Origin of the sequence: Rheinheimera fenheensis, assembly GCF_039871805.1 — a bacterium.
In the GTDB taxonomy this organism is placed as follows: domain Bacteria; phylum Pseudomonadota; class Gammaproteobacteria; order Enterobacterales; family Alteromonadaceae; genus Alishewanella; species Alishewanella fenheensis.
The window spans coordinates 55422-80547 of sequence record NZ_JBDPJM010000013.1 but is presented as its reverse complement, the minus strand read 5'-3'; the positions used below and the strand labels follow the sequence as shown (position 1 = coordinate 80547).

Below are 25126 nucleotides of genomic sequence, written 5' to 3'. Positions count from 1 at the left end.
CCTCTTATTGCTGTTTTTCGTTAACTGCTGTTGATGTTGTCGCGCTGTTGCTGTCTTGTTTTAGCGCGATAAAGCGTAAAAATTGCGGCCGATCGAGCGGCGACAAGGTTATTTTTTGCGCTGGTAAAGGCTCAGCGGCAATGCGAATTTCACCCACCGGGCTTTGCCAGGGCAGAACGTAAATCGTTTTCGGCTGCTCCTGATTACCACTGATGGTGCTGTCAATTTGTACTTCGGCAGTTTGCTGTGCCGCTGCCGTGCTGGCAACCAGCAGTAACAGCCAGAATTTAGCGTGCATCGGTTTGCTCCTGCGCTAATTGTTGCTCCAGCAGTGCCAGCCAGCCGGCCACGGCCGGATCCTCGCTTAAGGCTTGATACTGCTGATAGTGATAACGCGCCTGTAATAACTGGCCTAAATACAGCTCGTATAAAAACGCCAGGTTTTTATGGGCCGGTGCATACTGGCTATCCGCTTTAAGTGCTGCGCTGAAATACTGCTCAGCCACAGCAAAACGGCCCTGCTGACGTGCTAGCACACCGGCCAAATTTAGTGCCGGCGCATGCAGCTGTAAGGCTGGCTGCGTGGTTAAGGTCTGCTCGGCGCTGTCAACGTCACCGGCGCGCCACTGGCTTAATGCCAGGTTATAAGCCACACCGGGTGCCGCAGGCAGTTGCTGCTGCAATCGCTGAAACGCCCCGGTTGCACCGGCAAAGTCGCCCTGGCGCAGCAGCGCCGCAGCGGAGGCAAATTGCGCCTGCTCGTCATCGGTTAAGCTCGGTACAACGGCTGCCTGCTGGGTCGGCAAACTGGCGCCCTCAGCGGCTAGCTCCTCATTAGCCACCGCGTCAACTGCAGTAGGTGCCACTGGTGCTGTCTGGCTACAGGCTGTCAGCAACATCGCCAACAACAGCGCCGGATACAGGATGAAACTGCGATTAATAGGCCGCATCGGCAGCTCCGCTATAGGCTTCTGGTTTATCAAATTTTGCCGGCAATAACTGCGCCAGGCGCTCGAAACTCTGCGCTATCCAGCTATCCCATAATTGCTGCTGCGTCAGCCGGGTGTTTTGCTGATAAATGGCAATGGCCTGCTCTTCAAACGGGTAAGCCTGCTCCTCCAGCAAGAGCTCATATTCTTCCAGTGCCAGTTCGTCCAGCCCCTTGGGCCGATCTGACGCTAAAATGGCTTTGGCCATTTGCTGATAAAGCTCTGCCACCTGGAACTGCGCTTCACTGACCAGCTCTGCCACACCAAACTGCATACTTTGCTGGTATTGCTTAATGGCCGTACTCATATGTTGCTGTTTGGTCTTCAGGCTTTTACTCAGCGGGTGGCTTAGTGCCACACCGCGGAACAGCATACTGTTGTGCCGGCCCAGCTCTAACAGCGCCTGCGCCGCCAGTTGCTGGCTGCGGCTATTACCGTCGCCGGCATACTGCTGCTCAAAACTGGCAATTTTTTCCCGCCAGAAATTTTGCCGGTACAGGTCCTGCTGCTGTTGATACAGCGCCACTAACTGAGCCCGGGCTTCCTGTGCCAGCAGATGCGGCTGCGGGTAACGGTTGGCATAACTGCGCCAGCTGTTCAGGGCCTGCTGCTGCGCACCGGCGCGCTGATAATACTGCGCCGCCAGGTACAAGGCTTCGCGCTGCTGCTCTGGTGCAGTGCTATTGGCTGCCAGATAGCTCAGCTCATCCGCTGCGGCTTGCCACTGCTCTGCCTGCTCGTAGCTATCGAGCAGCATAGCGCGGGCGCTTAACAGCCGCTCGCTTTGCGGGTAACGCTGAATAAACTGTTTAAGCGCTATGATAGCGTCCTGATGCTGGCCTTGCTGGCGCAGCAAGGTTATTTGCTCAAAAGCAGCCGCCTGATGATAAGCCGAGTCTGGCAGCGCGCTTTGCAGGCGCTGCAAATGGTTTAAGATTTGCTCAGGGCTTTGCGCTGGCAGCTGGGCCTGCTGATAAATACTGGACGCAAGTTGTTCGGTTAACAGCTGGCGGCGCGCCGCGCTCAGGCTGCCTTGTAATAAGGCACTGATGCTTTGCTCAGCAGCGCTGTATTGCGCCAGAGCCAGCTCACTTTGACTGTGTAAAAACTGCGCCTCGGCCACTAAAGCCGGCGTGCTTGGCGTTGGCCACTGCGCTACCACGCTGCTCAGCGCGAGCACCGCCTGGTAGTCTTTTGCCTGATAGGCTTGCTGCACCTGTTGCAAGGCGACCTGCTGCGCGGCGGGATGCGCACTGTGGTAGCGGACAAAGTCGTTTTGCTGGCGCTGCCATTGCTGTATTTCCAGCTCACTGGCTGCTGCACTCTGTGCCAGCTGTTCGCTAAGTAACAAGGCTTTATAGGCGGCATCGGGGGCACTGAACAGGCTAGCGTTAAGCTGCTGGGCATAACCCAGCTCAGTGTACAGCGTTAATGCCGCTTGCCACTGCTCGGCACCAAAGTGCGACTCGGCCAGTAAATAGCGCAGATCATCAGCTTGATAACTGTTCGCTGCCGCAGCGCCCTGAAGACGGGGCTCTTCGAGCACCTGCAGCATTTGCTGCCATAGCGGCACTACAGCGGCATAGGCTTTCGCTCGCTCTGGCTGTGGTAACGACTGCGCTTTGGCATAACCACTGCGGGCAAAATAATCCAGATATTGCAGCAAATAAGGCTGCACTTCGCTAAGTGCCGTGCTGTCAGCCTGCTGCCAAAAGCCAGCTGCCGGGCCAAACAAGCTGACATACTGCTGCTGCGCCGCCAATGCCGCACTGGCGTTAGCGTCTGACAAATGGTAGTTGATGATATTCAGCTGCATCCGCGCGGAAAGCACTGAGCCTGGGTAGTGTTCAACAAAGGCGGCATAGCTTGCCAGCGCAGCCGCCGCCAGTTGTTTCTCCAGCAGAAAATCTGCCAATGCCTGATAAAGCTGCGCCACCATGGCCAGGGGTCGCTGGTTACCTTTAAAACTGACTCTGTCGATCAGTCCCGTTAAGCTTTCAGCCTGCTGCTGATAACTGAGCGAAATGCTTAAGGTGCGCAGCACTTCCTGTTGCATGCTCTGACGGCTGTCGTCTGCAGGCACAATAGCATCGCTGTACAAGCTGTCTAACAGCTGTAAAAACTGCTCATCGGCGCGCTCAAACTGCTGCTGTTTAAAGTAGCTCCAGCCTGCCATGTAGCGTGCTTGTGTCTGCAAACTCTCATCACTGGTTTGCAGCACGGCCAGATAGCCCTGCAGCGCCTGCTCATAGTCAGCACGGCTGTAATAAATATCGGCCAGCCGAAACCAGGCCTCGGCGGCGAAAGCTGAATCAGGGTATTGCTGTAGCAGTATTGTTAGCTGATCAAGACAAGCCTGCTGCTCACCGAGTAAATCGTAGCTACGTGCCAGCTGATAACGGATAAGCTCATTATTCGGATCCTGCGGATAATCGTTAAGTAACTGCTGATAGCCCTGTACCAACTGCCTTAACGCGTCTTGCTCCTCTGCTGCCGGCAGTTCCTGACGATCCAACCGGGCAGTGTGCAACTGCGATAGCCGGTATAAAATTTTCTGCCGGGTTGTTTCAGCCGGCGCTAACGCCAGTATTTGCTGATACAGCTTATCCAGTTGCTGCTCACTCACCGCAGGAGCGTCTTGCAAAATGCTTTGATCAAAGGCCGGTAAATCGGCCAGTCCCGGCCGCGCGACCAGACGCTGCTCGCTGGCACAGCCAGCCAGCAGCGCACTGCACAGGCCAAGCGAGACTAACAACCCTGGCTGACGCAGCTGAAATACGCTCATCGGCCCACCCCAGCTTGTGTCAGTGCGGCGGGCAACAGCCGCTCCATCATGCGTGCCATTGCCTGCTTATTATGGCGTTGTAATTCAGTTAACTGCGCCAATTGCGCACTGCGCTGCTGCTGTAATTGCTGATTTAACCGTGCCAGTAACTGTTGCTGCTGGCTAAGCAGTGCCAGATTAAGTTGCTGCTGCGACGCGCTTAACTCCACCAGCCGTTGCTGCTGGGCTTTTAACCTTTCGGTGCTGCTGCCCTGTGCTGCCAGCTGGGCCAGTTGCTGCTCTGCCGCGAGCAAAGCTGTTTTTATTGCCTCTAACTGCTCACGACGCTGATAGCGCCCCTGGGCACTAGTGTCACTGTATTGCCAGTGCAATAAGCCCCGCAGCCGCGCCAGGCGCCCGGCATAGTCATTGTCACTTTGCAGCGTGCTGTTAATGCTGGCAAAGCGCTGCTCTGCCTGCTCTAAACGGCGCAGCTGCTGATACGTCTCGCCGTCGGTCAGGCTAAGCGCTAAGGGTTGCTGTTCAGCATCGGCGATGTGCTGTCGCAAGTTATCAAAGCGCTGGGTAAGTATCGCCGCATCGCCTGACAGCTGAGGTAAGCGGCTACTGAGCAATTGTTGCTGCTGGTCTAGTTTGAACTGCACCACCTGGGTAAGCCGCTGTAAACGTTGCTGGCGCTGCGGCGCCGCCGCCAGTTGCTGCTCAACGGTTAAGATGTCCTGGCTAAGCCGGTATAAGTCATTGTTTTCGGTAAGCTGTAACTGTTGCCAGTCTGACAAGCCCTGTTGTAACTGGCTAACCTGTAACGGCCTGGCTTGTTGGTTAACTAAGTTACCTTGCTGCTGATAATACTGCTCGGCCCACTGGTAAGCGGCTAGCGCGCCAGAAAAATCAGCTTGCCGCTCAAGTTGCTCGCCCAGGCGGGTGGCGCCTTGCCAGGCGGTTAAACTAAATGGCTGCTGCTTAATTTGCTGCTGCAGCACGGCCAGCAAGGTGGGAATATGACGCTGCTCGGTCAGAATATGGCTGTACAAACCCAGCGCTGTGTCACTTAGCACGCTGTCTAGCGGAAAACTTGCCAGTAGGGCTTCAGCATCTGCCAGCTCTTGTCGGTCAATATGCAACTGTGCTTTGAGCAAGGTAATGTAATCGCCCAGTGCAGCCTTTTCTTCGGTGGGGTAAATAAAACCTGTTGGTGCGCCCAATAACCGCCATTGCCCACTAAACAGCAGCGCCCAAAAGCTCTTTTGCTCTGGTACGCTAAGCTGTTGCTCTAATTGCTTAAGCCAGTTAAGCGCCACTTCTGACTGGCCTGCCCGCGCCAGTGCCAATGCCTGATTGCTGACGATATAAGGCATCTCACTGTAACCCGCTAACGCGGCAATAGGCGGCGCTTCAGGCAGATTGATGTCGGGCCAGGAAACTAACTGGCTTAATAACTGCTGCTCACCGAGCCACTGCCCATCGGTGCCTATTTGCACCTGCGCCAGGTATTGCTGCGCCAGTGCTTTATTACCCAGCTCCAGCTGGTAACGGGCAAACTGCAATAACGCCACATTACGCAGCGCGCGCGGTAAGGCATTGTCGCCAACGTCGTCTTGGTTTAACAAGCGCTGTAAAATATCGGCGGCGTGCTGTGGCATGCCCAGTTGCAGGTACAAACCGGCTTCCAGCAGCGCCGTGCGTGGGTCTTGCACTTTTGCCAGCTGCAAGGTTTCCAACGCCTGCGCGGGCTGTTGCAAATAAAACGCCCAGGCGGCCTGACGGTAATGCCAGTTATCCGGTATAACGGGTACCGCTGCCAGCAGTGAGGATGGCAGTAGCAGCGTCAGCAACAGGGTGCGGCTTAGTCGTTGGACCATGGCTTAACGACAAAATCAGGTTGATAATCACTACTGCGATCATTGATCTGCAGCTCCAGCAGCACCGCGTCTTCCGTTTTGGTAAATGTATGGCTTACCGCACGGCGATAATCACGGTTATCCGGCCCTTTACCAACAAAGACCGCGGTCAGGCTATGCTCGCCGGCTTTAATATTGCCTTTGTACAGTGGCTGTATAGCGCCGCGCTTTATCGCATCCCACTGCTGCGCCGTATACAAATGCGACTCAACCGGCGTGTCGTTTAACAGCAGCTGCACACTGTCTAGCTGGAAAAACTGGCCGGCATCGGCCGAAACAAACACCGCCAGCTGGGTTTGCGGTGGAAACAGTAGTTCTTCTTCCAGTAGGAATAATTCGCGGTTTAACTGGATAACCTGCTGCTTTAGCTGCTCAAGCTCGGTGGCTACCGGCGGCTCGGCGCGGGCCAGCAGACTGGCAAACAACAAGGCAAAACACATTAACACTTTCATCTGGTTATCCTGTTAAAAATAAAGGCTGAAAAAGGCCCGCACCACATTAGCGTCTAACCGGTATAACGGCTCCAGCCCAGGCTGCGCGTCGGTTATCGTGACATTACGAAAATTCTTATAGCTAAAACGGATATGATCCCACTGTACATTCAGCTCGGGCTTAGCGCCGGGCCAGAACGACCACAGCGGCAGCGCATAACTGGCTCCCAGCCCCAGGGTGATATTGCTAAATTCACTGAGCTCTTTATCACGCGCCATAAAGTTTTGCTGATTGGCAAAATCGAACAAATCGCGGTAAAACTCGGCCTGCCCCTGTGCATACCAGCGTAGCTTGGCTTCCAGTGTCCAGTCGGCTGTCAGCGGGTGCACATATTCAAGCTCGGCGTCCAGTGCGCGAATATCCCAGCTGTCCTGATAATGTCTGAGGTTTAAACTCAGCGCCGCGCGATAAGGCAAATACACTTTATTCACCAGCGAGATGGCCAGCGCATTACGGGTGTCGGGGTAGACTTCACTCTGGTAGCTGTAGCCCAGCGGGGCAGTATTGTCGCGATAACGCACACTGCGATAAGGGTTATTTAAAAAGCCTTCGTCTAAATCGACCTGCATATTCAGCGCTGCTATCCAGCTGCTGCTCAGCACCTGTGTCCAGCCCAGTTTGTAGTTGTAGCGCTTGACGTCGGCCGTGAAGCTCTCGTCACCGTTACGGCCCACCGTATCATCACCAAAGCCGGCTTCCAGGCTTAGCGTAGTCATGCCGCCAAAGGTGTCATGGGCGATAGCAAAGGACATTGATTTGGCGTTGTAATCATCTTCATCGCTTTGCGCATAATTCAAGCTAAGGATGCTGTTGCCTGTCAGATAATCGACGCCAACGCGTTTTTCATGCCGGGTTTCGGTATACGCCGAGGCGGTTGCTTGTACATCAATCGAGGCGCCTGACACCGTATCAATGTAGTAGTAACCGGACAGTGACACCGTCTGGCCGACCTTTTTACGCAGCATCAGCGCCGGGCCATCTATAGAGACACCGCCGCCCTGGTATCCGTGATACATCACGTCGGCTCTGTCCTGTGGTAATACCGCAGCCTGCAGCAGCGGGCTTAGCAGCATTAACACGATAATTACGCCAAGCGTCTTTATCGCACCACGCCCCTTAGTTACAACCACAGCCGCCTCCGCCACTGCCATTCGCCCCTTTAGCCGCCTCGCGGGAGTCCTGTACGTGCACAATATGCTGCAATGCCACCGGGTGACGGCCAAACGCCATGATAGGGTCGGCCAGTTTGTCGCGCTCATAGGGTTTTACCCAGGGCTCTATGCTGGCACAGCCGCTAAGCAGTAAAACAGGCACCAAACTCAGCACCCGCTTATTCACGCAGTAAGCCTTTAATATCGTTTTCATATTTTTTCTCATAGCCCGGCTGATAGCCGCGATGCACGCTGCGCACGGCACCGTTCTTGTCAACAATAACGGTCGTTGGCATCGCCTCTACCTGAAACGCTTTAGACACGCTGTTATCCACATCAAACAGCACCGGAAAACCAACCGGCACTTTATTGAGATAAGCCAGCGCTGCTTTACTGTCGTTTTCCACATTCACGCCCCAGACCTGCACACCCAGCATCTGATATTTTTGCGCCAGTTTATCCAGTGCCGGCATTTCCTGAATACAAGGCCCACACCAGCTGGCCCAGAAGTTGATCAGCATAATGTCTCCACGCTGTTCAGCCAGACGCAGATTGTTGCCATCTAAAGCCTTGAGGGTAAAATCGGGCGCCTGCGCCGCCTGTAGTGGCAGAGCCAGCGCTGCCAGCAATACTGTTATGATGCGAAATGTCATGCGTTATTACCTTCTCTTTACCGCTAAAAATACAGTGCCAGCCCAAGCGACAAACTTAAGTTATGCGTCGTTTTGCTGCGCGCCAAAATGGTGGTTTCAAAAATATAATCACTAAACGTCAGATCTACGGCCAGCCAGTCGGTGGCATACAACCTGAACTGGCTGCCCAGGTGCAGCGCAAACACTTTATCACCGGCAAAATCGACATTACCGCCGCCGGCAAACACCGCCAAACCACTATTTAGGGCAAAGTCACGGGTTAAAAAAACTTCGCCCGGCAACAGCATGTAACCAACATGCGCACCGTAATATTGCCATTTGCGCTGCTCATCGGTTAACAGCGGTGCAGCGCCGCTTAATTCTTCAAATGAAGTCAGGCCAGCTTTAGCAAAGGCATACTCGGCACTGAGATAAAAATCTTCGTTAATCTGGTAACTCAGCTGTACTGCGCCCAGTGCACTGCTGCCAAAGTCTTCAATACTCAGTACACCTGCACGCACACCCAGCAGCCAGTTTTCGCTATCCAACAGGTCTTCACTGATGTCACTACGCGGGATATCCGGTGTGACTTCTTGTGCGCTGGCCCAAACGGGCGCCAAACACAGCACTAAAAAAATACGCTGAAGCCAAGTTTCCATGTATCAATCTCTTCGTTGTCGTTACGGTCGGTGACGATCACACTGCGCCGGTAGCCGGCACGGGCAATAAAGTTGCGGCTGATATAATAACGCAGGCCCAGTTCACTGCTGGCCAGGGTATTGTTGCGATCAGGCGTTTGTACCAGCACAGTGCGCGGTGTAGTGCGCAGCACACCGCCGCCAATGCCAAAATAAGGTGATAAGCGCCAGTGTGGCATAGGGTTTAGGTAAATACTCAGCTCTGCCGATAGGTTATCCGCCTGCTGACCATTAGCCTGGCCCAGTGCCAGCTCAGCCTGCACAAACTGGCTAAACAGGTAAGACACCGACAGCTGATAGTAACTGCTGCCGTTAAAATCACCGAACGCCACGCCAGCTTCAAACTGTCGCTGCTGGTAAGCGTCAAGCTGCTCATCGCTGACGCTAAACCGCGCACCGTCCTCGTTTTGCAGCGCGACCAGATCGCTGCGCGCCAGCCAGTAACGCTGTTGTTTAAATTCAACCTGCACCCAATCATGCCGCCGGCTTAATAAGGTGAGCCGTTCTTGCTTTATCGCCACCTGCACTATCGGATAACCACGACCGGGGCCAGAATGTAAATTGACAAAATCGGTCTGCACCGTGACCTGTAACGGCTCTGCCAGTAGCGGCGCACTGAGCAACATCAACAGCGCTAAAATGACACTACGCATCTATTGCTCCGGTACAGCAAAAGGTGAGTTGTAATACTGGGCACCAATATCTAACCAGTCCGCCAGCAGTTTGAGTTCTGCTGCGGTCAGATAGCCCTGATGGCTGCCGCCCTGGCCAAAGCGGCTGAAAAACGCCGTACTTTGTAGGGCACTGCCCGCGCGCATACTGGCGTTTACCGTCACGGTGACCATCAGCGGGATTGGATTGCCATTATCATCCAATACCAGATTGCCATCTTCGTCGGTGACAAACAGCAGGTTACCGTCCGCGTCTGTGGCCTGCACTAAACGGTCGACCAAGACACCACCAACCAACTCTTGCTCGTTGTCATTACTTAACAACTCGCGGTAACTGCGGTAGTGTTCAGCTTCCAGATCTGAGGGTTCAGCATCAAGCTCCAGCTGCGCTACCGGTACCCGGGCATTGCCATCGGCATCGGTGCGGCTGTGGCAGCTGACACAGGTGTTATCGGCGATCAGCTCATTGCTTTGGCTATCAAAGCTGCGTCTGTCAAGACTCCACAACGGCTGGATATGTGTCGGGTAGTCAATGCGCAGCCGGCAACTGGCCAGCCACTGTTCAAAGCAGGCCACACCTACCGGCTGCTCTGTCGTTAAGTCCTGATAACTGACTTGCTCCGCTGTATCCGGCGCGCGCCGGGCCGGGTCGGTCCAGATATCAAAGTAGCGCAGCGCCTCATCAAGCTCTTGCACACCATTAATGCGCGCTGCGGTTTGCGCCATGGTTTCCCCCGGCAGAGCAATCAATTCAGGATTAGCATTGGCAAAAGGCGCTGCAGCACTGGCGCCGGCATTGGCAGCGTCCGCCTCGCCAGCCCCTTCTACCCGACCATGGGGCGCTGTGCTGTCTGCGGTATGGCAGCCATTACAACTTCGGGTTTCACCCGGCCGTAAACTTATCCATTGCTGGTGCAGCGGTGATACCGCCTGGCCCTGGGCATTTAACAGCGCTAAATTAAACGGCACATCGGCCGGCACTTTCACCAGCACAGAACCGTCAGGCTCTACCGCGACAGTACCGAGAATTTCGCGCATTAATTGGCGCCGGCTTACGCCAAAAGCAAAATTCGGTGTGTCTAACACCTCTTCAGGGGGTAAGGGCACACCGCGTACCAAACGTAAATATCTGACAGGTCTGTCGCTGGCGCTGTTCTGCATGGGGTCCGCCAGGCTGGCAAGGTCAACACTGCTGCTGCCGGCAAAATCATACACGCTACGGATATGCAAAATGGCAGCGTTTTCGTCAATCAGGCTGGTATCCAGTGTTGGATTAGGCGGTAAAAAAGCACCCTCATCATACGCCTGCAGCACCACCGGCTCGCTGACCAAAAACCCTTCCTGCCCCGGCCTTACCGGCACCTGAGTTTGCTTTTGCGTATCAAACAGCCACAAGCCGTAAAGCGGCTGCGCCAGCTCGAGCTCACTGCTGTCTTCCACCTGTGCACAGCTGAGCACTTGCTCTTCCACGACCAGCCGGCAGGGTGACCAACTCACCAGGTAGCGGCCGCTGCTGTCTTTCAATGGAATATAGCTGTTAATCGCACCGGCACGCTCAGTGCGGCCGGTATTATCAAAAGCCCAGGGAAACAATGGCGTTTGCGCCGGTTCAACCAGGGTCTGCCCTGCCAGCGGCTGGCTATTGTCACTGGCAATATCAATAGCAACACGTTGCGGCCAGCTATTGTAATAAGGCGCATCAACGCTAGTCAGTGCCAGCGATACGCTGCCATCGTCTAAGACAATAGCCTTGCCAAACTCCACCCGGCTTTGCTCGGCACCGCTATCATGCGAATGCCAGCCATAGATCAACTGGTTTTCACTACCATCCGGGCGCATTTGATACCAGTTCAGCATGTTACGGTCGCTTTGATTATCCCAGCGACTATAGATAATGTGACCATCTGGCAGCAGTGTCGGATACAGATCGTGGCTTAAGTTAAAGGTTAATTGCTCAAGGCCAGTACCGTCGGCATTGATCACATGTAAGTTAAAGGCAGGGGCATTTAAATCCTCGTCTAACGCAGTGTACTGAGGTTTAAATTCATCCAGTAGAATTTGCCGGGATTTCAGCTGGCGGGTAGAGCTAAAAATAATGCGGCCATCGGCTAAAAATGCCGGGCTGACATCATGACCGCGCTGTGCTTGCTGCGAGTCTGCAATAAGCGGGCTCAAACGGGTAGTTGCCACATCATATCGCCACAGGTCCCACTTCGGCTGTAGCTCATCTGGCACATTTTCAAGCTCTGGCGCGCGCAGTGCAAAAACCAGTGTTTTACCATCCGGTGATGCCACCAGATCTTTTACATCGTATAACGCATCGTCAGCGAATAACGCACTGGTTAAATCACGCTCGGGTGAATCGGCAAACGCATTTTGCTTTAGCAGCAGGCGCGCACCGGGATTAAAGGCACTGGGGTCAAATAATGCTGGCTGGAAAGGTTCATCGTCGTTAATTAGCAGCGGACGCTCAACAAAGGCCAGCGCAATTTCCTGCACCACAGGGTCAACAGGTTCTTGTTGCACACTGATGTCGGCTTTACAGCCCAGCAGATACAGACAGACTACAACAAAGCATGCCCTTGTTATTATTATCATTTTTCATACCAGCTTGCTTTTACTGCGATGGCAGGATGGTGCAGCATGTTAACTGAACTTGCACACAGCTTATCGCTGGTTTAACAACACAGCAAGATAAAATTTATTACAAAAAAAGCCAGCATAAGCTGGCTTTATTAACCTTAGATGAACAGCTGTTATAAGTCGGCTTCAAATGCCTCAGGAATGGCTTGCTCTATCGGTTTTTCACCCGGTTTAAGCAACAGGCGGGCACGCAACTCTTTCTCAATTTCATCTGCCACGGCCGGGTTATCTTGCAAAAACTTCATTGCATTGGCTTTACCCTGGCCAATTTTATTGCCCTGATAGGCATACCAGGCACCGGCTTTATCCACCAGACCTTGTGCTACACCTAAATCAATCAGCTCGCCTAACTTATTAATGCCGGCGCCGTACTGAATAATAAACTCAGCTTGTTTAAACGGCGGTGCAACTTTGTTTTTCACCACTTTAACGCGGGTTTCGTTACCGGTAATTTCATCGCCTTCTTTCACCGAGCCAATACGGCGGATGTCTAAGCGCACCGATGCATAGAACTTCAGCGCATTACCACCGGTGGTGGTTTCCGGGTTACCGAACATCACACCAATCTTCATGCGGATCTGGTTGATGAAAATACATAAGGTGTTAGAGCGCTTGATATTAGCAGTTAACTTACGCAGCGCCTGCGACATTAAGCGTGCCTGTAAGCCCATGTGGCTGTCGCCCATGTCGCCTTCAATTTCGGCTTTGGGCGTTAACGCCGCTACCGAGTCAACAATGACCACGTCTACCGCTGCTGAGCGTACCAACATGTCACAAATTTCTAATGCCTGCTCACCGGTGTCGGGTTGTGATACCAAGAGTGCATCCACATCGACACCCAGTTTTTTCGCATATACCGGGTCTAGCGCGTGCTCAGCGTCGATAAAAGCACAGGTTTTGCCAGAGCGCTGTGCTTCAGCAATCACCTGCAGCGTTAAGGTGGTTTTACCGGAAGACTCTGGGCCATAAATTTCAACAATACGGCCGTAAGGTAAACCGCCAATGCCAAGGGCAATGTCCAGCCCCAGTGAACCGGTCGATACGGCTTCGATATCCAGGGCGGTGCTGTCGCCAAGGCGCATAATCGAGCCTTTACCAAACTGACGTTCAATCTGGCCTAAGGCGGCAGCGAGAGCTTTTTGTTTATTGTCGTCCATTTTTATATCCATGGTTGCGCCGGCGTCACCGGACAATTAACACTGTATGCTCGTACAGTAGTCTAGTTTGCTTCTGCTGTCAACAGCGCAATACTCTGTTTCAGCGCGTAATGAATGGCTTGCTCTCGCACGGCGGCGCGATCACCGGCAAATACCAGCTGGCTGCTGACTAACTGGCCGTTAAGATAAAAACCAAAGCAAACAGTCCCCACCGGCTTATAGGCCGAGCCACCGTCTGGCCCGGCGATGCCGGAAACAGCAATCGCCATATTGGCACCGGCTGCAGTGGCCGCGCCCTGCGCCATCTCGCACACTGTTTGCTCGCTTACGGCGCCGTATTGCAATAAGGTGGCACTGCGCACCGCCAGTAACTGCTGCTTGGCTTTGTTGCTGTAGGTAATAAAACCACGATCGACATACGCTGAGCTGCCGGGTACTGCGGTTAAACTATAAGCAATGCCGCCACCGGTGCAGGATTCAGCAGTGGTGATACTGTACTTTTTCCGTAATAATAGCTGGCCTAAATCTGTCGCCAGCTGCAGGCTGTCTGCTGCGACCGTCATAGCTTATCCAACAGGGAATACACAACGTCATTATGCCGTCAGAGATGAAAACGGAGCAAGCCTTAAGCGCACATACCCCGATGATGCAGCAATACCTGGGCTTAAAAGCCCAGCACCCGGACATTTTACTGTTTTACCGTATGGGTGATTTTTATGAGCTGTTTTACGACGATGCAAAACGCGCCGCAGCGCTGTTGGATATCTCCCTGACCAAGCGCGGCCAAAGTGCCGGCACGCCGATCCCGATGGCGGGCGTGCCCTATCATGCAGTGGAAGGCTATCTGGCACGGCTGGTGCAATTAGGCGAGTCGGTCGCCATTTGCGAGCAAATTGGCGATCCGGCGACCAGCAAAGGCCCGGTTGAGCGCAAAGTGGTGCGCATTGTCACGCCGGGCACGGTAACCGATGAAGCCCTGCTCAATGAGCGCCAAGACAACCTGCTATGTGCTATCTATCAGCAACGCGGCCAGTATGGTTTGGCGCAGCTGGATTTAACCAGCGGCCGGTTTTTATTAAACCAGGTGGATAACAGCGACGACTTAGCCGCCTTGCTGCAGCGGTTAAACCCGGCTGAGCTGTTGTACCCGGAAGATTTCAGCGACAGTTACCTGGTAGAAAAACGCAAAGGTGCGCGGCGTCGGCCAGAATGGGAATTTGAACTGGCCAGTGCCAAGCGTTTATTGTGTCAGCAGTTTGCCACCAAAGACTTGCTCAGCTTTGGCGTAGAGGATGCCCCCGTGGCACTGATGGCTGCCGGCTGCGTGATGCAGTATGTGAAAGACACCCAACGCGCGGCGCTACCGCATATCCGCGCCATCGCACTGGAGCGCAGCCAAGACAATATCGTGCTGGATGCCGCGACCCGGCGTAACCTGGAGCTGACGCAAAACCTGGCAGGTAACTATGAACATACACTGGCTGCTGTGCTCGATCGCAGCCAGACTGCGATGGGCTCGCGCCTGTTAAAGCGCTGGATCCACGCGCCACTTCGCCAGCAAGCCCAGGTAAATGCCCGTTTAGACGCGGTAGCCGAATTACAACCGCAGTATGATGAACTGCAACCACTGCTGAAACAGATTGGCGATATTGAGCGGGTGGTCGCCCGTTTAGCATTGCGCAGTGCCAGGCCGCGCGATTTTGCCAGGCTGCGCCAGGCTTTAAGCCAGCTGCCAGAGTTGGCGCCGTTATTACAGCCACAGCAAAGCCGCTTACTGCAGCAGATCTGTCAGCACAGTCAGCCGCTGCCCGACTTACAACAGCTGTTGCAGCGGGCGATTGTTGAAACACCGCCGGTGCTTATTCGTGATGGCGGTGTCATTGCGCCGGGCTACAACGCTGAACTGGATCAATGGCGTGCATTGGCCAGCGGTGCCACAGATTATTTGCAGCAACTGGAGCTGCGCGAACGCGAGCGCACCGGTATTGCCTCGTTAAAGGTGGGGTTCAATAAAATTCATGGCTATTACATTGAAACCGGCCGAAGTGCTGATACCAAGGTGCCGGCAGACTATGTGCGCCGCCAGACGCTGAAAAATAACGAGCGTTATATTATTCCCGAGTTAAAAGAGTACGAAGACAAGGTACTGGGCAGCCAAAGCAAAGCCTTAGCACTGGAAAAACAATTATATGAGCAGCTGTTTGAGTTAACTGCACCCTATTTGGCCGCGCTGCAGCAGTTGGCGCAGGCACTGGCTGAGCTGGACGTGTTGTGCTGCTTTAGCGAGCGGGCCGACAGCTTGCGTTATTGCCGGCCGACACTGGTCAGTCAAACCGGCATTAAGCTGGAGCAGGCGCGCCACCCGGTGGTAGAACAGGTATTAACCGAGCCTTTTATTGCCAACCCGCTAACGCTCAACAACAGCCGGCGTATGCTGATGATTACCGGGCCGAATATGGGCGGTAAATCAACCTATATGCGCCAAACCGCACTTATTGTGTTAATGGCTTATATTGGCTGCTTTGTGCCAGCCGCCAGTGCTGAAATTGGCCCGGTCGATCGTATTTTCACCCGCATTGGCGCCTCGGATGATTTAGCCTCTGGCCGCTCGACCTTTATGGTCGAGATGACCGAAACCGCCACCATTTTGCATCATGCCACCGAGCACAGCCTGGTGCTGATGGACGAAATTGGCCGCGGTACCAGCACCTACGATGGCTTAAGTTTAGCCTGGGCCTGTGCCGATTACTTAGCCAGCCAGATCAAAGCCCTAACCCTGTTTGCCACCCATTATTTTGAGCTCACCGAGCTGGCAAGCCAGCTACCCGGTCTGGCTAATGTGCACTTAGACGCGGTAGAGCACGGTGATGATATTGTGTTTATGCACCATGTACAGGAAGGCGCGGCCAGTAAAAGTTTTGGCTTACAGGTAGCGCAGCTAGCGGGGGTGCCTAAAGCGGTCATTCAGCGCGCACGGCATAAACTTAGCCTATTGGAGCAGCATAGTCATAACGACACCCCGGGCCCCAGTGCCACGGCAGTACAGCCCCAGCTTGAACTGCTGCCGGCTGAGCACCCTGTGTTGGAAAAGCTACGTATGCTTAATCCGGATGATCTTAGTGCCCGTCAGGCATTGGATCTGTTGTACCAGTTAAAACAGCAGTTATAACTTGACATAAAATGTATACATTTTAAATTAGGTATACTTTTTATCGTTGAGTGTTGCTATGCGAGTCAAAGATCTGAGTCTGTCGGCCATTGTCGCCGGCTTTGTCGCCGTGTTGGTGGGCTTTGCCAGTTCGGTAGCGATAGTGCTGCAAGCAGCCAGTGCAGCAGGCGCCAGTCAGGATATAATGGCTTCCTGGTTGCTGGCGCTGGGTATTGGTATGGCAGCCACTTGCATCGGCCTGTCGTGGTACTATAAAGCCCCTATTATCACCGCCTGGTCTACGCCGGGTGCTGCCCTGCTCGCCACCAGTCTGCAAGGGTTAACCATCAACGAAGCGGTTGGCGTGTTTATTTTTACTGCCGCCCTGGGCGTGGTTATTGGTCTAAGTGGCTGGTTTGATAAACTCACCCGGCTGCTCCCACTACCACTGGCCAGTGCCATGCTGGCCGGCATTCTGCTGCAGTTTGGCCTGAGTATCTTTAGCTCTTTGCAAAGCCAGACGGTATTGGTTGGCATAATGTGCCTCAGTTACTTGCTGGCGAAACGGCTATCACCCCGTTACGCCATTTTATGGGTGTTAGTTACCGGTCTGGTCTGTGTCGTCCTACAAGGGCAATTTCACTACGGCGCTATAACGCTCACCTTGACCACGCCGGTGTGGGTCACACCGCACTGGTCTGTCAGTGCCCTGTTAGGGGTGGGTCTGCCGCTGCTGCTGGTCACCATGGCGTCACAAAATATCCCCGGTGTGGCCGTTATCCGCACCAGCGGTTATCAAACGCCGGTGTCGCCACTTATTAGCAGCACAGCGCTGGCCACCCTTCTGCTTGCGCCCTGGGGCGCCTTTTCTATTAACTTAGCCGCGATTACAGCGGCTATCTGCACCGGGTCAGAAGCCCACCCACAGCAAAGCAAGCGCTATATCGCCGGTATCGCAGCCGGCATATTTTACCTGCTGGCGGGTCTGGCGGGCGCGACTGTGGTGGCGCTATTTGCTGCATTTCCCAAAGAGATGATTGCCGCCCTGGCAGGGCTGGCGCTGCTTGGCACCATAGGCGCTAATCTGGCAGTAGCAAGCAGCGATGGCGAGTACCGTGAAGCCGCTGTCGTTACCCTGCTGATTACTGCCAGTGGTGTCAGTTTCTATGGCATAGCGGCTGCATTCTGGGGCCTGCTTGGCGGCGTATTTACTATGCTGATCGTTAATGGCCTGCGCCGGAGTAAAGCATGCTAAAAAAACAGCAGCTTTATCAGCTGTTAAAGCAGGATATTCAGCTGCAACACTGGGCGCCGGAGCAGGTGCTGACGCAGCAACAGCTGGCAGCGCATTATGCGGTAAGTCGTATCGTGGTGCGCGATGTGCAGCAGCAACTGATGAGCGAAGGCTGGCTAAGCGCCCACGGCAAAGCCGGGATGCAGGTGGCCGGTTTTAGTGCAGCGGAAGCCGAAGAGCTGTGTTTGCTGCGCCTGCAACTGGAGCCGTTAGCCCTGAAGTTAGCTGCGCCGGCACTTAGCTTTAGCCAGCTGGGTCAGGCGGAAGATCTGCTTAAACAATTAGCGTCGCAAATGGCTTTACCCGCTTATCAGCGCGGCGAGTTAAACTGGCAATTTCACCGCCTGCTGTATCAAAGCTGCGGTAAGCCGCATTTACTGCGTTTACTGGATTTATTACACCAACAGGTGTCGCGCTATCTGGGCTATCAGGAGCAGGCCCTGGCCTACACCGATACCAGTGCGTTGGAACATCAGCAGCTGGTTGCGCTGTTACGCAGTGGCAACACAACGGCGGCCTGCGACGTGCTGACCGAACATATCAGCAAGGCAAGTAGCCTGCTAGTCCAGTATCTGAAAAACATAAAAGGCGCCTGAGAGCGCCTTTTTGTTCGTGCAAATGAATATGGTGGTTTAAGCCGTCACTGCGCTATTCCTGAAACACTTCGCTATTCCTGAAACAGGGTTTCGATATTCAGCCCCTGATGGGTGACAATTTCTCTAAGCCGCCGCAACGCTTCTACCTGAATTTGCCGCACCCGCTCGCGGGTTAAACCAATTTCATGGCCAACATCTTCCAGCGTTGAGGGCTCATAACCCAATAAGCCAAAGCGGCGGGCTAATACTTCACGCTGCTTGGGGTTAAGCTCGTTCAACCACACCACCAGATGCTGTCGAATGTCTTCGTCTTGCAGCTCAGTTTCCGGCCCCAGCTCTTTTTCATCGGCAATCACGTCCAGCAATTGTTTCTCTGAAGCACCGGCCACCGGTGTGTCAACCGAGGTGATTTTTTCATTAAGCTTAAGCATTTTGCGCACTTCATCGACCGGCCGGTCCAGTGCGGACGCTATTTCTTCCGGTGTGGGCTCATGATCAAGCTTTTGCGACAACTCCCGCGCGGCGCGCAGGTAGATGTTCAGCTCTTTAACGACATGAATGGGCAGCCGAATGGTGCGGGTTTGGTTCATAATGGCCCGTTCAATGGTTTGACGGATCCACCAGGTCGCATAGGTCGAAAAACGAAAACCACGTTCCGGGTCGAACTTTTCCACCGCGCGAATAAGACCGAGGTTACCTTCTTCAATCAAGTCCAGCAGGGCCAGACCACGGTTAATATAACGGCGGGCAATTTTAACCACTAAGCGCAGGTTGCTTTCAATCATACGCTTACGCGCCGCCTGGTCGCCTTTTAACGCCAGACGGGAAAAATACACTTCCTCTTCAGCAGACAATAGCGGCGAAAAGCCAATTTCGCCAAGATAAATCTGCGTCGCATCCATGGTTTTCTGGCTGTCGTCGCGGGTGAAGATATCATCAGAACTGCTTTCTTCACTGGCCAGTGCCGCCGCATCCGGCTCTATGTCATCTTCCAGCAGAGCGTCTTCTGACAACTCATCTTCTTTAAATTCTAATACTTCATCGTCACTTTTTTGTCCCATATCCTTTCTCCCACGTCTACAGGGTGTTGGGGCTTTGCAAGCGCTATCGCATCCATTCCTGATATTACTTGTTGTCGATCTTATTATTTTGGCAAATACTTCAATGGGTTTACTGAACTGCCACGAAAACGGATCTCAAAATGTAAACGGGGATCTGTCGCATCAGTACTGCCCAATTCGGCGATCTGCTGACCGGCTGTTACCATTTGCTTCTCTTTCACCAGTAATTTACGGTTGTGGGCATAGGCACTAAGGTAATCATCGTTATGTTTTATGATAATCAGATTACCGTAACCGCGTAAGGCGTTACCGGCATAGACTACCTGCCCACTTGCCGCCGCATTAACCCTGCCGCCTTCTCTTCCGGCAATATCGATGCCTTTATTGCCATGTTGCTGGCTGGAAAAGCCGGAAATAATTTTACCTTTTACCGGCCACTGCCATTGCACCAAGTCCCTGTTTAAGGTAGGATTCGCGGTTTTTTCTGGCTTTTTTGCTGTTGTCTGAACATAACCCGTTTGATTTTTTGGCGCAACAGGTTTAGCCGGTTTTACCGAACTATTTGATTTTGCTTGGCTTGAACTATTCTTATTTGTATTTTTGGTCGGTGTTGTTTTGGCGATGGCCGGTTTGGTTTTGCTATTGGTCTTTGCCGCCGGGCTGGATAATTTTAAACGCTGGCCAGGGTAAATAGTGTAAGGGTTGGCAATGCCATTAATGCTGGCCAGTTGCCGCACGTCTTTGCCGGCACGAAAGGCGATTGAATACAGGGTATCGCCACGTTGTACGGTGTAACTGCTGCCACTTAAACTGCCGCGATTACGTTCCTGATAAAAATTTTCTCTCAGCTCAAGTGTTGTTACCGGTGCCGGCGCAGTGCGCGATGAGCAGCCCGTTAGCACTAATAACACGGCTAATAACACACCCTTACCATAGCAAAACCAGGCAGCGTTCTTGTACCAGCCAGTTATCAGATTAACAACGCAACGGATAACGCACTCCTTTTCCAGCGCAACGGCGCTGGGCCTAAGCTTTAACCCACCTGCTATTGCCCGCTTGCAGGGGTACGGGTTTTAAGCCACTTTTCCATATTCAGTAACAGCAACATTATTACCATGCCAAGCACAGCGCTGGCAAACGCTGCTACGCCATCTGCCGGCGCCACCTCAGCAGCATACTGCCAGGGCAAATACCATTGCTGTTCGCTCTGCCATGGCCAGATACGATACAAAGCGCCTATTACAACGCCAATCAGTAGCGCCAGGCTGGCATCATGGTAATGCGCTAACAGCCAGTTAAGTAAGCGCGAAAAGCTCAGCAAGCCGACAATACAGCCCAGCATAAACAATAACAACACGCCAACTTGCAGCTGTGTCACTGCCAGCAGCACTGGCGCATACATGCCGGACATCAGCAGAATAAAGCTACCGGAAATACCGGGCAAAATCATGGCGCAAATGGCGATAGCGCCAGCAACAAAAAACATCCAGGCCTGCGGCTCCAGCTCACGCGGGGTCAGCATGCCCACCAAGACGGCGAATACAATGCCCAGGGCACACAATATCAGACGCCAGAGAGTCCAGCGCAACGTGCGGCATAAATGAGGCAAGGCAGTCACAATTAAGGCACAAAATAACGCCCACAGAGGAATGGGTCTATATTGAAGGAAATAACTGATAAGCCCGGCCAGCGAAAAGATACTGGCCAGGATACCGCCAAACAAACACAGCAAAAAAGTACCATCAATATGCTGCCAGAATGCCTGCAGGCGGCCGCGGCCCAAAAGCCGCAGCGCCTGTATATCACACCGGCTGATGGCCGCCAGTAAGCGCTCATAAATGCCTAAAATAAACGCCAGGGTGCCACCGGATACGCCCGGCACCACATCAGCTGCGCCCATGGCCAGCCCTTTGATAATCCATTGTAGATACTGCATTGCGACTCCAGCGTTAGGCCAAACTACCCGGCACCAGCGGTACAAAACGCACCGCTTCAATGTCCTGCGAGCTAATGTCATCGCCGCTACGCTGGTACACCCGAAGCACCTGCTCCTGCGCGCCTACCGGGATCACCAGCCGGCCACCATCACTGAGTTGCTGCAGCAAGGCTACCGGCACTTCAGTGGGCGCGGCGGTAACAATAATACTGTCAAACGGTGCTTTACTGGGCCAGCCTTGCCAACCATCACCATGCTTCATCGACACATTGTGTAAATCCAGCTGCTGCAACCGTCTTTTTGCCTGAAACTGTAGCGCTTTAATCCGCTCTACCGTGCAAACATGTGGAAACAGCCGCGCCAGTATCGCCGTTTGATAGCCTGAGCCGGTACCAATTTCCAGCAACTTGCCCGGCGCTTTATCTTGTAATAGCAACTCGGTCATACGCGCCACGATGTAAGGCTGAGAAATGGTTTGGCCCTGGCCGATTGGCAGGGCGGTATTTTCATAGGCTTTATGCGCCAGCACCGCTTCGACAAACAGGTGTCTGGGGGTATTGGCGATAGCGGCTAATACCTGCTGCTGTTTAATGCCTTCGCTTTGAAGCTTTTGCGCCAATACCGCGGCGCTGCGTGATGTTGCTACTGCCATGTTACAGCCGGATCCCCTCTAACCAGTTTTGTAGTCTGTCCATACTTTTATAGGCCGTCATATCAATTTGCAGTGGTGTAATAGACGCATAGCCATTGGCAATGGCGTAAAAGTCGGTGCCCTCACCGGCATCCAGCTCTGGCCCCAACGAGCCATACCAGTAGATGTTACGCCCCCAGGGATCGGTCGCGCTGGTCATGGTTTCAGCTTTGTGCCGCCGGCCCAGCCGGGTCACCTGTATGCCCTTTAACTGCTCAATCGGCACGGCGGGTACATTAATATTCAGGATCTGATCGGCCGGTAGCGGGTGCGATTTCAGCTTTTTAATCACCTGCACCGTAACATAGGCGGCGGTAGTAAAATGCGTTTCATCGCGCCCGGCCAACGACACTGCCAGCGCCGGCAACCCCAGATGGCGGCCTTCGGTTGCCGCAGCCACGGTGCCCGAGTACAGCACGTCATCGCCTAAGTTAGCCCCGTGGTTAATACCGGCCACTACCAGATCCGGGGTGAAATTCAGCAGCTGACTGATCGCCAGATGCACACAATCGGTCGGGGTGCCGTTTACCGCCATAAAACCGTTGTCCAGCTGTTGCACCCGTAGTGGGTTAATCAGTGTCAGTGAATTACTGGCACCGCTGCAATTGCGGTCCGGCCCGACCGTGGTTACCTCAGCAATCTGGCTTAGCGCTTGTTGCAGCACCTGTATGCCTTTGGCATGCACTCCATCATCGTTACTTAAAAGAATTCGCATTTGTTACTCCAGATCCTGCGTTTTGCTGCAATCGCGGTACTGCACTAACTCGCGCAGTACACTGGTGGCAAAGCAACCTGAGGGCAAAGCAAAGCTCAGTACAATATCACTGCCATGCACACTGGCCGTCAGTTGCTGCGGAAGCAGCCTGATAGCACGACGCTCTGCGCTTAATCGGTAGTCAATCAGCCCTTGTACCAGCGCCGAATGCTGCGCCAGTACCTGTTGCTCAAATGCCAGGGCGTCGGCGCTTACCATAGGCTCGCCCAGGCCCGGCAAACAGGCTGTTGGGTGCACATCTCGTTCGTTCAGCCGCTGCTGCAAAGCGGGATCAGCCTCTGGTACTTTAAATACTGAGCCAGAACCATTTAACTGCAACACATCGCCATTTATTACGCTGTTAAAGCTACCGGCCTCAATGCGGCTTGCGACCTGCTGGTTAAATACAAAAGAGCGCGCGGCCGATAACGCCAGACCACGCAGTTTCCGATCGCTAATGCCCTGCCCGGCAAACAGCTGACGCGCCAGTTCAAGGTTGCCGCCGTTGATGCCAAAGCGCTGCTCACCATAATAATTCGGCACGCCCTGGCTTACCTGCTCAATACGCTTAACCACACTTTGGGTATCAGACACCTGACGCAGCCTGATTTGAAACCGGTTGGCTTTCAGCGCGCCTAAGCGCAGTTTGCGGTAGTGGCGCTGTAGCTGCAGGATCTGACAGCCAGGCAACACCCAGTGCGCGGTATTCAGCTCCGCTTTAATTGGCCATTTAAAACAAAACCACTGGCGGGTCACGGCATGGCGGTCTTTTAGGCCGGCATAACTAATATCACGGGTACGCAAACCGGTGAGTTCCGCCAGTTGTTTGGCAACGAATTGCGTGTTCTGGCCGGTTTTCTCGATATACAGCAGCACATGCTCGCCACTGCCGCTGGGGGTAAAATTCAGCTGCTCTTCAACAATAAAATCATCGGGCTGCTGACGCAGTAAGGCGGTGGCCTCCGGCTTGGCATACAAATAGGCTAATGGCGCGACACTCATGCGCCAACCAGCAGTACCACAGCTTCAGCTGCGATACCCTCTTTACGGCCAACAAAACCCAGCTTTTCGGTGGTAGTGGCTTTTACATTGACCTGGCTGATATCACAGGCTAAATCCGCAGCGATACATTGGCGCATTGCCAGAATATGCGGCGCCATTTTCGGTGCCTGCGCCATAATGGTCATGTCGACATTACCAATGGCAAAACCGCGTGCTTTAACGTCGCTGAATACTTTACGCAGCAAAATACGGCTGTCTATGCCTTTAAATGCAGCGTCGGTATCAGGAAAATGATGGCCAATATCGCCCAGTGCCAAAGCACCCAGTAGCGCATCGGCTAAGGCATGTAGCAGCACATCGCCATCAGAGTGCGCCACTAAACCCTGTTCACAGGCAATTTTTACACCGCCCAGCGTAATTGGGCCTTCGCCACCGAAGGCATGGACATCAAAGCCATGACCAATGCGCATTGTCATTGTGCTAACTGCTCCAGATAAAATGCGGCCAGCGCTAAATCGGCCGGCTGAGTAATTTTGATATTGTCGCTGCGTCCCTCGACCAGCAACACCTTGTGCCCGGCCCACTCCATGGCGGAAGCTTCATCGGTAACCGCGACACCGGCCTGAATGGCATCTTTCAGCGCTGCTCTTAACATGGCGGTGGGGAAAAACTGCGGTGTCAGGGCATGCCATAAATGCTCGCGGCTAACAGTTTCGGCCACACAGAGCTCACCACGCTTCATGGTATCGCGCACCCGGCAGGCTAAAATGCCGCCCTCATTGGCCGCTAAACACTGTGCGATGAGCTTTTCAATGTCGTCGGCGCGCACCAAAGGGCGGGCAGCGTCATGCACTAATACCCAGGGGTAATGATGCTCGTCAACAAACTGCAGCGCATTTAACACCGAGTGCATTCTTTCGGCGCCACCTTTCACACGCTGAATATCGCTGTCTGCCAGCGGCGTATCGGCAAAATAGGGATCATCGGCTGCCAGTGCCAGCCAAATGGCCGAGACGGCCGGCACGGCACGCAAGCGGTCGACACTGTGCTCAAGCAGGGTTTTACCATGCAACTGCAGATACTGCTTTGGCAGCGCAGCCTGCATACGGCTGCCAATACCTGCCGCCGGCATAACAGCGGCAATCGCCGGCCACTCAGGGTTTTGCATCACTGCCCCCGGCGCCTTGGCTAAATACACGGAAAAACACTTCGTCCTGGCGAATAAGCCCTAGCTCATTGCGGGCGCGCTCTTCAATCGCCTCCAGGCCTTGTTGTAAATCTTTAACATCGGCGCGCAGCACGCGGTTACGCTTTTCCAGCTCCAAATTACTGGCCTGCTGGCTGCGCAGCTCTTCTTGCTGGCGAAAATAGTCGGCAATACTGTGCTGACCAAACCACAGCCGGTATTGCAGCAGTGCCAGTAAAATCAGTAACAGGGCAGTAAGTAAGCGCATAACACAGCTTCAGTTGACAGGATGGGGCTATTATGAAGCCTGAGACGGCGATTGCAAAGCCCGAAACCGCA

At 53.8% G+C, this 25126-nt stretch carries 25 protein-coding genes; 3 read left to right on the top strand and 22 right to left on the bottom strand.

What is annotated here, in order from left to right; all coding sequences use genetic code 11:
* Nucleotides 1-4: 4 nt before the first annotated feature.
* The 13 genes from ABGI61_RS15595 to ABGI61_RS15535 form a co-directional block, all read right to left on the bottom strand.
* Nucleotides 5-298, bottom strand: a complete 294-nt coding sequence (locus ABGI61_RS15595; protein ID WP_347602895.1) for a hypothetical protein — start codon at nt 296-298, stop codon at nt 5-7.
* A complete protein-coding gene (locus ABGI61_RS15590) occupies nt 288-950 on the bottom strand; it encodes a tetratricopeptide repeat protein (RefSeq protein WP_347602892.1) in 663 nt (220 codons plus the stop codon). Before ABGI61_RS15590 ends, ABGI61_RS15595 begins: the two co-directional genes overlap by 11 nt.
* Nucleotides 937-3774 carry a tetratricopeptide repeat protein gene (locus ABGI61_RS15585; protein WP_347602889.1) on the bottom strand — a complete coding sequence of 946 codons (2838 nt, stop codon included), beginning with the start codon at nt 3772-3774 and terminating at the stop codon, nt 937-939. The genes ABGI61_RS15590 and ABGI61_RS15585 overlap by 14 nt, the downstream gene beginning before the upstream one ends.
* Nucleotides 3771-5636 (bottom strand): hypothetical protein, encoded by a 1866-nt coding sequence (locus tag ABGI61_RS15580; RefSeq protein WP_347602886.1) that lies wholly within the window; start codon nt 5634-5636, stop codon nt 3771-3773. The genes ABGI61_RS15585 and ABGI61_RS15580 overlap by 4 nt, the downstream gene beginning before the upstream one ends.
* Nucleotides 5621-6127, bottom strand: a complete 507-nt coding sequence (locus tag ABGI61_RS15575; protein WP_347602883.1) for an AraC family transcriptional regulator — start codon at nt 6125-6127, stop codon at nt 5621-5623. Before ABGI61_RS15575 ends, ABGI61_RS15580 begins: the two co-directional genes overlap by 16 nt.
* A 12-nt stretch (nt 6128-6139) precedes the next feature.
* Nucleotides 6140-7297 (bottom strand): DUF3570 domain-containing protein, encoded by a 1158-nt coding sequence (locus ABGI61_RS15570; protein ID WP_347602880.1) that lies wholly within the window; start codon nt 7295-7297, stop codon nt 6140-6142.
* Nucleotides 7284-7532 (bottom strand): DUF4266 domain-containing protein, encoded by a 249-nt coding sequence (locus tag ABGI61_RS15565; RefSeq protein WP_347602878.1) that lies wholly within the window; start codon nt 7530-7532, stop codon nt 7284-7286. Before ABGI61_RS15565 ends, ABGI61_RS15570 begins: the two co-directional genes overlap by 14 nt.
* Nucleotides 7498-7971 (bottom strand): TlpA disulfide reductase family protein, encoded by a 474-nt coding sequence (locus ABGI61_RS15560; RefSeq protein WP_347602875.1) that lies wholly within the window; start codon nt 7969-7971, stop codon nt 7498-7500. The genes ABGI61_RS15565 and ABGI61_RS15560 overlap by 35 nt, the downstream gene beginning before the upstream one ends.
* Before the next feature lie 23 nt (nt 7972-7994).
* The gene (locus tag ABGI61_RS15555) at nt 7995-8609 is read right to left on the bottom strand and encodes an outer membrane beta-barrel domain-containing protein (protein WP_347602872.1); all 615 of its coding nucleotides are present in this window, start codon (nt 8607-8609) and stop codon (nt 7995-7997) included.
* Nucleotides 8579-9301 (bottom strand): SH3 domain-containing protein, encoded by a 723-nt coding sequence (locus ABGI61_RS15550; RefSeq protein ID WP_347602869.1) that lies wholly within the window; start codon nt 9299-9301, stop codon nt 8579-8581. Before ABGI61_RS15550 ends, ABGI61_RS15555 begins: the two co-directional genes overlap by 31 nt.
* On the bottom strand, nt 9302-11845 hold the full coding sequence (locus tag ABGI61_RS15545) for an HzsA-related protein (RefSeq protein WP_347602867.1): 2544 nt from the start codon (nt 11843-11845) through the stop codon (nt 9302-9304).
* Nucleotides 11846-12075: 230 nt separating this feature from the next.
* Entirely contained in the window at nt 12076-13119 is a 1044-nt protein-coding gene (gene recA, locus ABGI61_RS15540; RefSeq protein WP_347602959.1) for a recombinase RecA, read from the bottom strand.
* Nucleotides 13120-13181: 62 nt separating this feature from the next.
* Nucleotides 13182-13682: a nicotinamide-nucleotide amidohydrolase family protein gene (locus ABGI61_RS15535; protein ID WP_347602864.1), complete on the bottom strand. Its 501-nt coding sequence runs from the start codon at nt 13680-13682 to the stop codon at nt 13182-13184.
* Nucleotides 13683-13714: 32 nt separating this feature from the next.
* On the opposite strand from ABGI61_RS15535, the gene mutS reads away from it, so the two are divergent.
* From mutS to ABGI61_RS15520, 3 genes are read left to right on the top strand one after another with little or no spacing between them, the layout of a single operon-like run.
* The gene (mutS, locus tag ABGI61_RS15530) at nt 13715-16288 is read left to right on the top strand and encodes a DNA mismatch repair protein MutS (RefSeq protein WP_347602861.1); all 2574 of its coding nucleotides are present in this window, start codon (nt 13715-13717) and stop codon (nt 16286-16288) included.
* Between the two features lie 46 nt (nt 16289-16334).
* Nucleotides 16335-17522: a benzoate/H(+) symporter BenE family transporter gene (locus ABGI61_RS15525; RefSeq protein ID WP_347602858.1), complete on the top strand. Its 1188-nt coding sequence runs from the start codon at nt 16335-16337 to the stop codon at nt 17520-17522.
* On the top strand, nt 17516-18157 hold the full coding sequence (locus ABGI61_RS15520) for a GntR family transcriptional regulator (RefSeq protein WP_347602855.1): 642 nt from the start codon (nt 17516-17518) through the stop codon (nt 18155-18157). Before ABGI61_RS15525 ends, ABGI61_RS15520 begins: the two co-directional genes overlap by 7 nt.
* Before the next feature lie 71 nt (nt 18158-18228).
* Here the strand turns inward: ABGI61_RS15520 and rpoS are convergent, their stop codons facing one another.
* The 9 genes from rpoS to ftsB form a co-directional block, all read right to left on the bottom strand.
* Entirely contained in the window at nt 18229-19218 is a 990-nt protein-coding gene (gene rpoS, locus ABGI61_RS15515; RefSeq protein WP_347602852.1) for an RNA polymerase sigma factor RpoS, read from the bottom strand.
* An 83-nt stretch (nt 19219-19301) separates the two neighbouring features.
* On the bottom strand, nt 19302-20141 hold the full coding sequence (locus ABGI61_RS15510; protein WP_347602849.1) for a peptidoglycan DD-metalloendopeptidase family protein: 840 nt from the start codon (nt 20139-20141) through the stop codon (nt 19302-19304).
* Nucleotides 20142-20263: 122 nt separating this feature from the next.
* Nucleotides 20264-21154 (bottom strand): DUF368 domain-containing protein, encoded by an 891-nt coding sequence (locus tag ABGI61_RS15505; protein ID WP_347602847.1) that lies wholly within the window; start codon nt 21152-21154, stop codon nt 20264-20266.
* Between the two features lie 13 nt (nt 21155-21167).
* Complete coding sequence (locus ABGI61_RS15500; protein ID WP_347602844.1) at nt 21168-21806, bottom strand: protein-L-isoaspartate(D-aspartate) O-methyltransferase; 639 nt, start codon at nt 21804-21806, stop codon at nt 21168-21170.
* A 1-nt stretch (nt 21807) separates the two neighbouring features.
* Nucleotides 21808-22560 (bottom strand): 5'/3'-nucleotidase SurE, encoded by a 753-nt coding sequence (surE, locus tag ABGI61_RS15495; RefSeq protein WP_347602841.1) that lies wholly within the window; start codon nt 22558-22560, stop codon nt 21808-21810.
* Between the two features lie 3 nt (nt 22561-22563).
* Nucleotides 22564-23601 carry a tRNA pseudouridine(13) synthase TruD gene (gene truD / locus ABGI61_RS15490; RefSeq protein WP_347602838.1) on the bottom strand — a complete coding sequence of 346 codons (1038 nt, stop codon included), beginning with the start codon at nt 23599-23601 and terminating at the stop codon, nt 22564-22566.
* Entirely contained in the window at nt 23598-24077 is a 480-nt protein-coding gene (ispF, locus tag ABGI61_RS15485) for a 2-C-methyl-D-erythritol 2,4-cyclodiphosphate synthase (protein ID WP_440590621.1), read from the bottom strand. Before ispF ends, truD begins: the two co-directional genes overlap by 4 nt.
* A complete protein-coding gene (gene ispD / locus ABGI61_RS15480) occupies nt 24074-24769 on the bottom strand; it encodes a 2-C-methyl-D-erythritol 4-phosphate cytidylyltransferase (RefSeq protein WP_347602835.1) in 696 nt (231 codons plus the stop codon). Before ispD ends, ispF begins: the two co-directional genes overlap by 4 nt.
* Nucleotides 24756-25055, bottom strand: a complete 300-nt coding sequence (gene ftsB, locus ABGI61_RS15475) for a cell division protein FtsB (protein ID WP_347602832.1) — start codon at nt 25053-25055, stop codon at nt 24756-24758. The genes ispD and ftsB overlap by 14 nt, the downstream gene beginning before the upstream one ends.
* Between the last annotated feature and the right edge of the window lie 71 nt (nt 25056-25126).

What these genes read in the sequence shown, in the direction of transcription:
- ABGI61_RS15595 (WP_347602895.1), bottom strand. Translation starts at nt 298, where the DNA reads ATGCACGCTAAATTCTGGCTGTTACTGCTGGTTGCCAGCACGGCAGCG.
- ABGI61_RS15590 (WP_347602892.1), bottom strand. Translation starts at nt 950, where the DNA reads ATGCGGCCTATTAATCGCAGTTTCATCCTGTATCCGGCGCTGTTGTTG.
- ABGI61_RS15585 (WP_347602889.1), bottom strand. Translation starts at nt 3,774, where the DNA reads ATGAGCGTATTTCAGCTGCGTCAGCCAGGGTTGTTAGTCTCGCTTGGC.
- ABGI61_RS15580 (WP_347602886.1), bottom strand. Translation starts at nt 5,636, where the DNA reads ATGGTCCAACGACTAAGCCGCACCCTGTTGCTGACGCTGCTACTGCCA.
- ABGI61_RS15575 (WP_347602883.1), bottom strand. Translation starts at nt 6,127, where the DNA reads ATGAAAGTGTTAATGTGTTTTGCCTTGTTGTTTGCCAGTCTGCTGGCC.
- ABGI61_RS15565 (WP_347602878.1), bottom strand. Translation starts at nt 7,532, where the DNA reads ATGAAAACGATATTAAAGGCTTACTGCGTGAATAAGCGGGTGCTGAGT.
- ABGI61_RS15560 (WP_347602875.1), bottom strand. Translation starts at nt 7,971, where the DNA reads ATGACATTTCGCATCATAACAGTATTGCTGGCAGCGCTGGCTCTGCCA.
- ABGI61_RS15555 (WP_347602872.1), bottom strand. Translation starts at nt 8,609, where the DNA reads ATGGAAACTTGGCTTCAGCGTATTTTTTTAGTGCTGTGTTTGGCGCCC.
- ABGI61_RS15550 (WP_347602869.1), bottom strand. Translation starts at nt 9,301, where the DNA reads ATGCGTAGTGTCATTTTAGCGCTGTTGATGTTGCTCAGTGCGCCGCTA.
- recA (WP_347602959.1), bottom strand. Translation starts at nt 13,119, where the DNA reads ATGGACGACAATAAACAAAAAGCTCTCGCTGCCGCCTTAGGCCAGATT.
- ABGI61_RS15535 (WP_347602864.1), bottom strand. Translation starts at nt 13,682, where the DNA reads ATGACGGTCGCAGCAGACAGCCTGCAGCTGGCGACAGATTTAGGCCAG.
- mutS (WP_347602861.1), top strand. Translation starts at nt 13,715, where the DNA reads ATGCCGTCAGAGATGAAAACGGAGCAAGCCTTAAGCGCACATACCCCG.
- ABGI61_RS15520 (WP_347602855.1), top strand. Translation starts at nt 17,516, where the DNA reads ATGCTAAAAAAACAGCAGCTTTATCAGCTGTTAAAGCAGGATATTCAG.
- rpoS (WP_347602852.1), bottom strand. Translation starts at nt 19,218, where the DNA reads ATGGGACAAAAAAGTGACGATGAAGTATTAGAATTTAAAGAAGATGAG.
- ABGI61_RS15505 (WP_347602847.1), bottom strand. Translation starts at nt 21,154, where the DNA reads ATGCAGTATCTACAATGGATTATCAAAGGGCTGGCCATGGGCGCAGCT.
- ABGI61_RS15500 (WP_347602844.1), bottom strand. Translation starts at nt 21,806, where the DNA reads ATGGCAGTAGCAACATCACGCAGCGCCGCGGTATTGGCGCAAAAGCTT.
- surE (WP_347602841.1), bottom strand. Translation starts at nt 22,560, where the DNA reads ATGCGAATTCTTTTAAGTAACGATGATGGAGTGCATGCCAAAGGCATA.
- truD (WP_347602838.1), bottom strand. Translation starts at nt 23,601, where the DNA reads ATGAGTGTCGCGCCATTAGCCTATTTGTATGCCAAGCCGGAGGCCACC.
- ispF (WP_440590621.1), bottom strand. Translation starts at nt 24,077, where the DNA reads ATGACAATGCGCATTGGTCATGGCTTTGATGTCCATGCCTTCGGTGGC.
- ispD (WP_347602835.1), bottom strand. Translation starts at nt 24,769, where the DNA reads ATGCAAAACCCTGAGTGGCCGGCGATTGCCGCTGTTATGCCGGCGGCA.
- ftsB (WP_347602832.1), bottom strand. Translation starts at nt 25,055, where the DNA reads ATGCGCTTACTTACTGCCCTGTTACTGATTTTACTGGCACTGCTGCAA.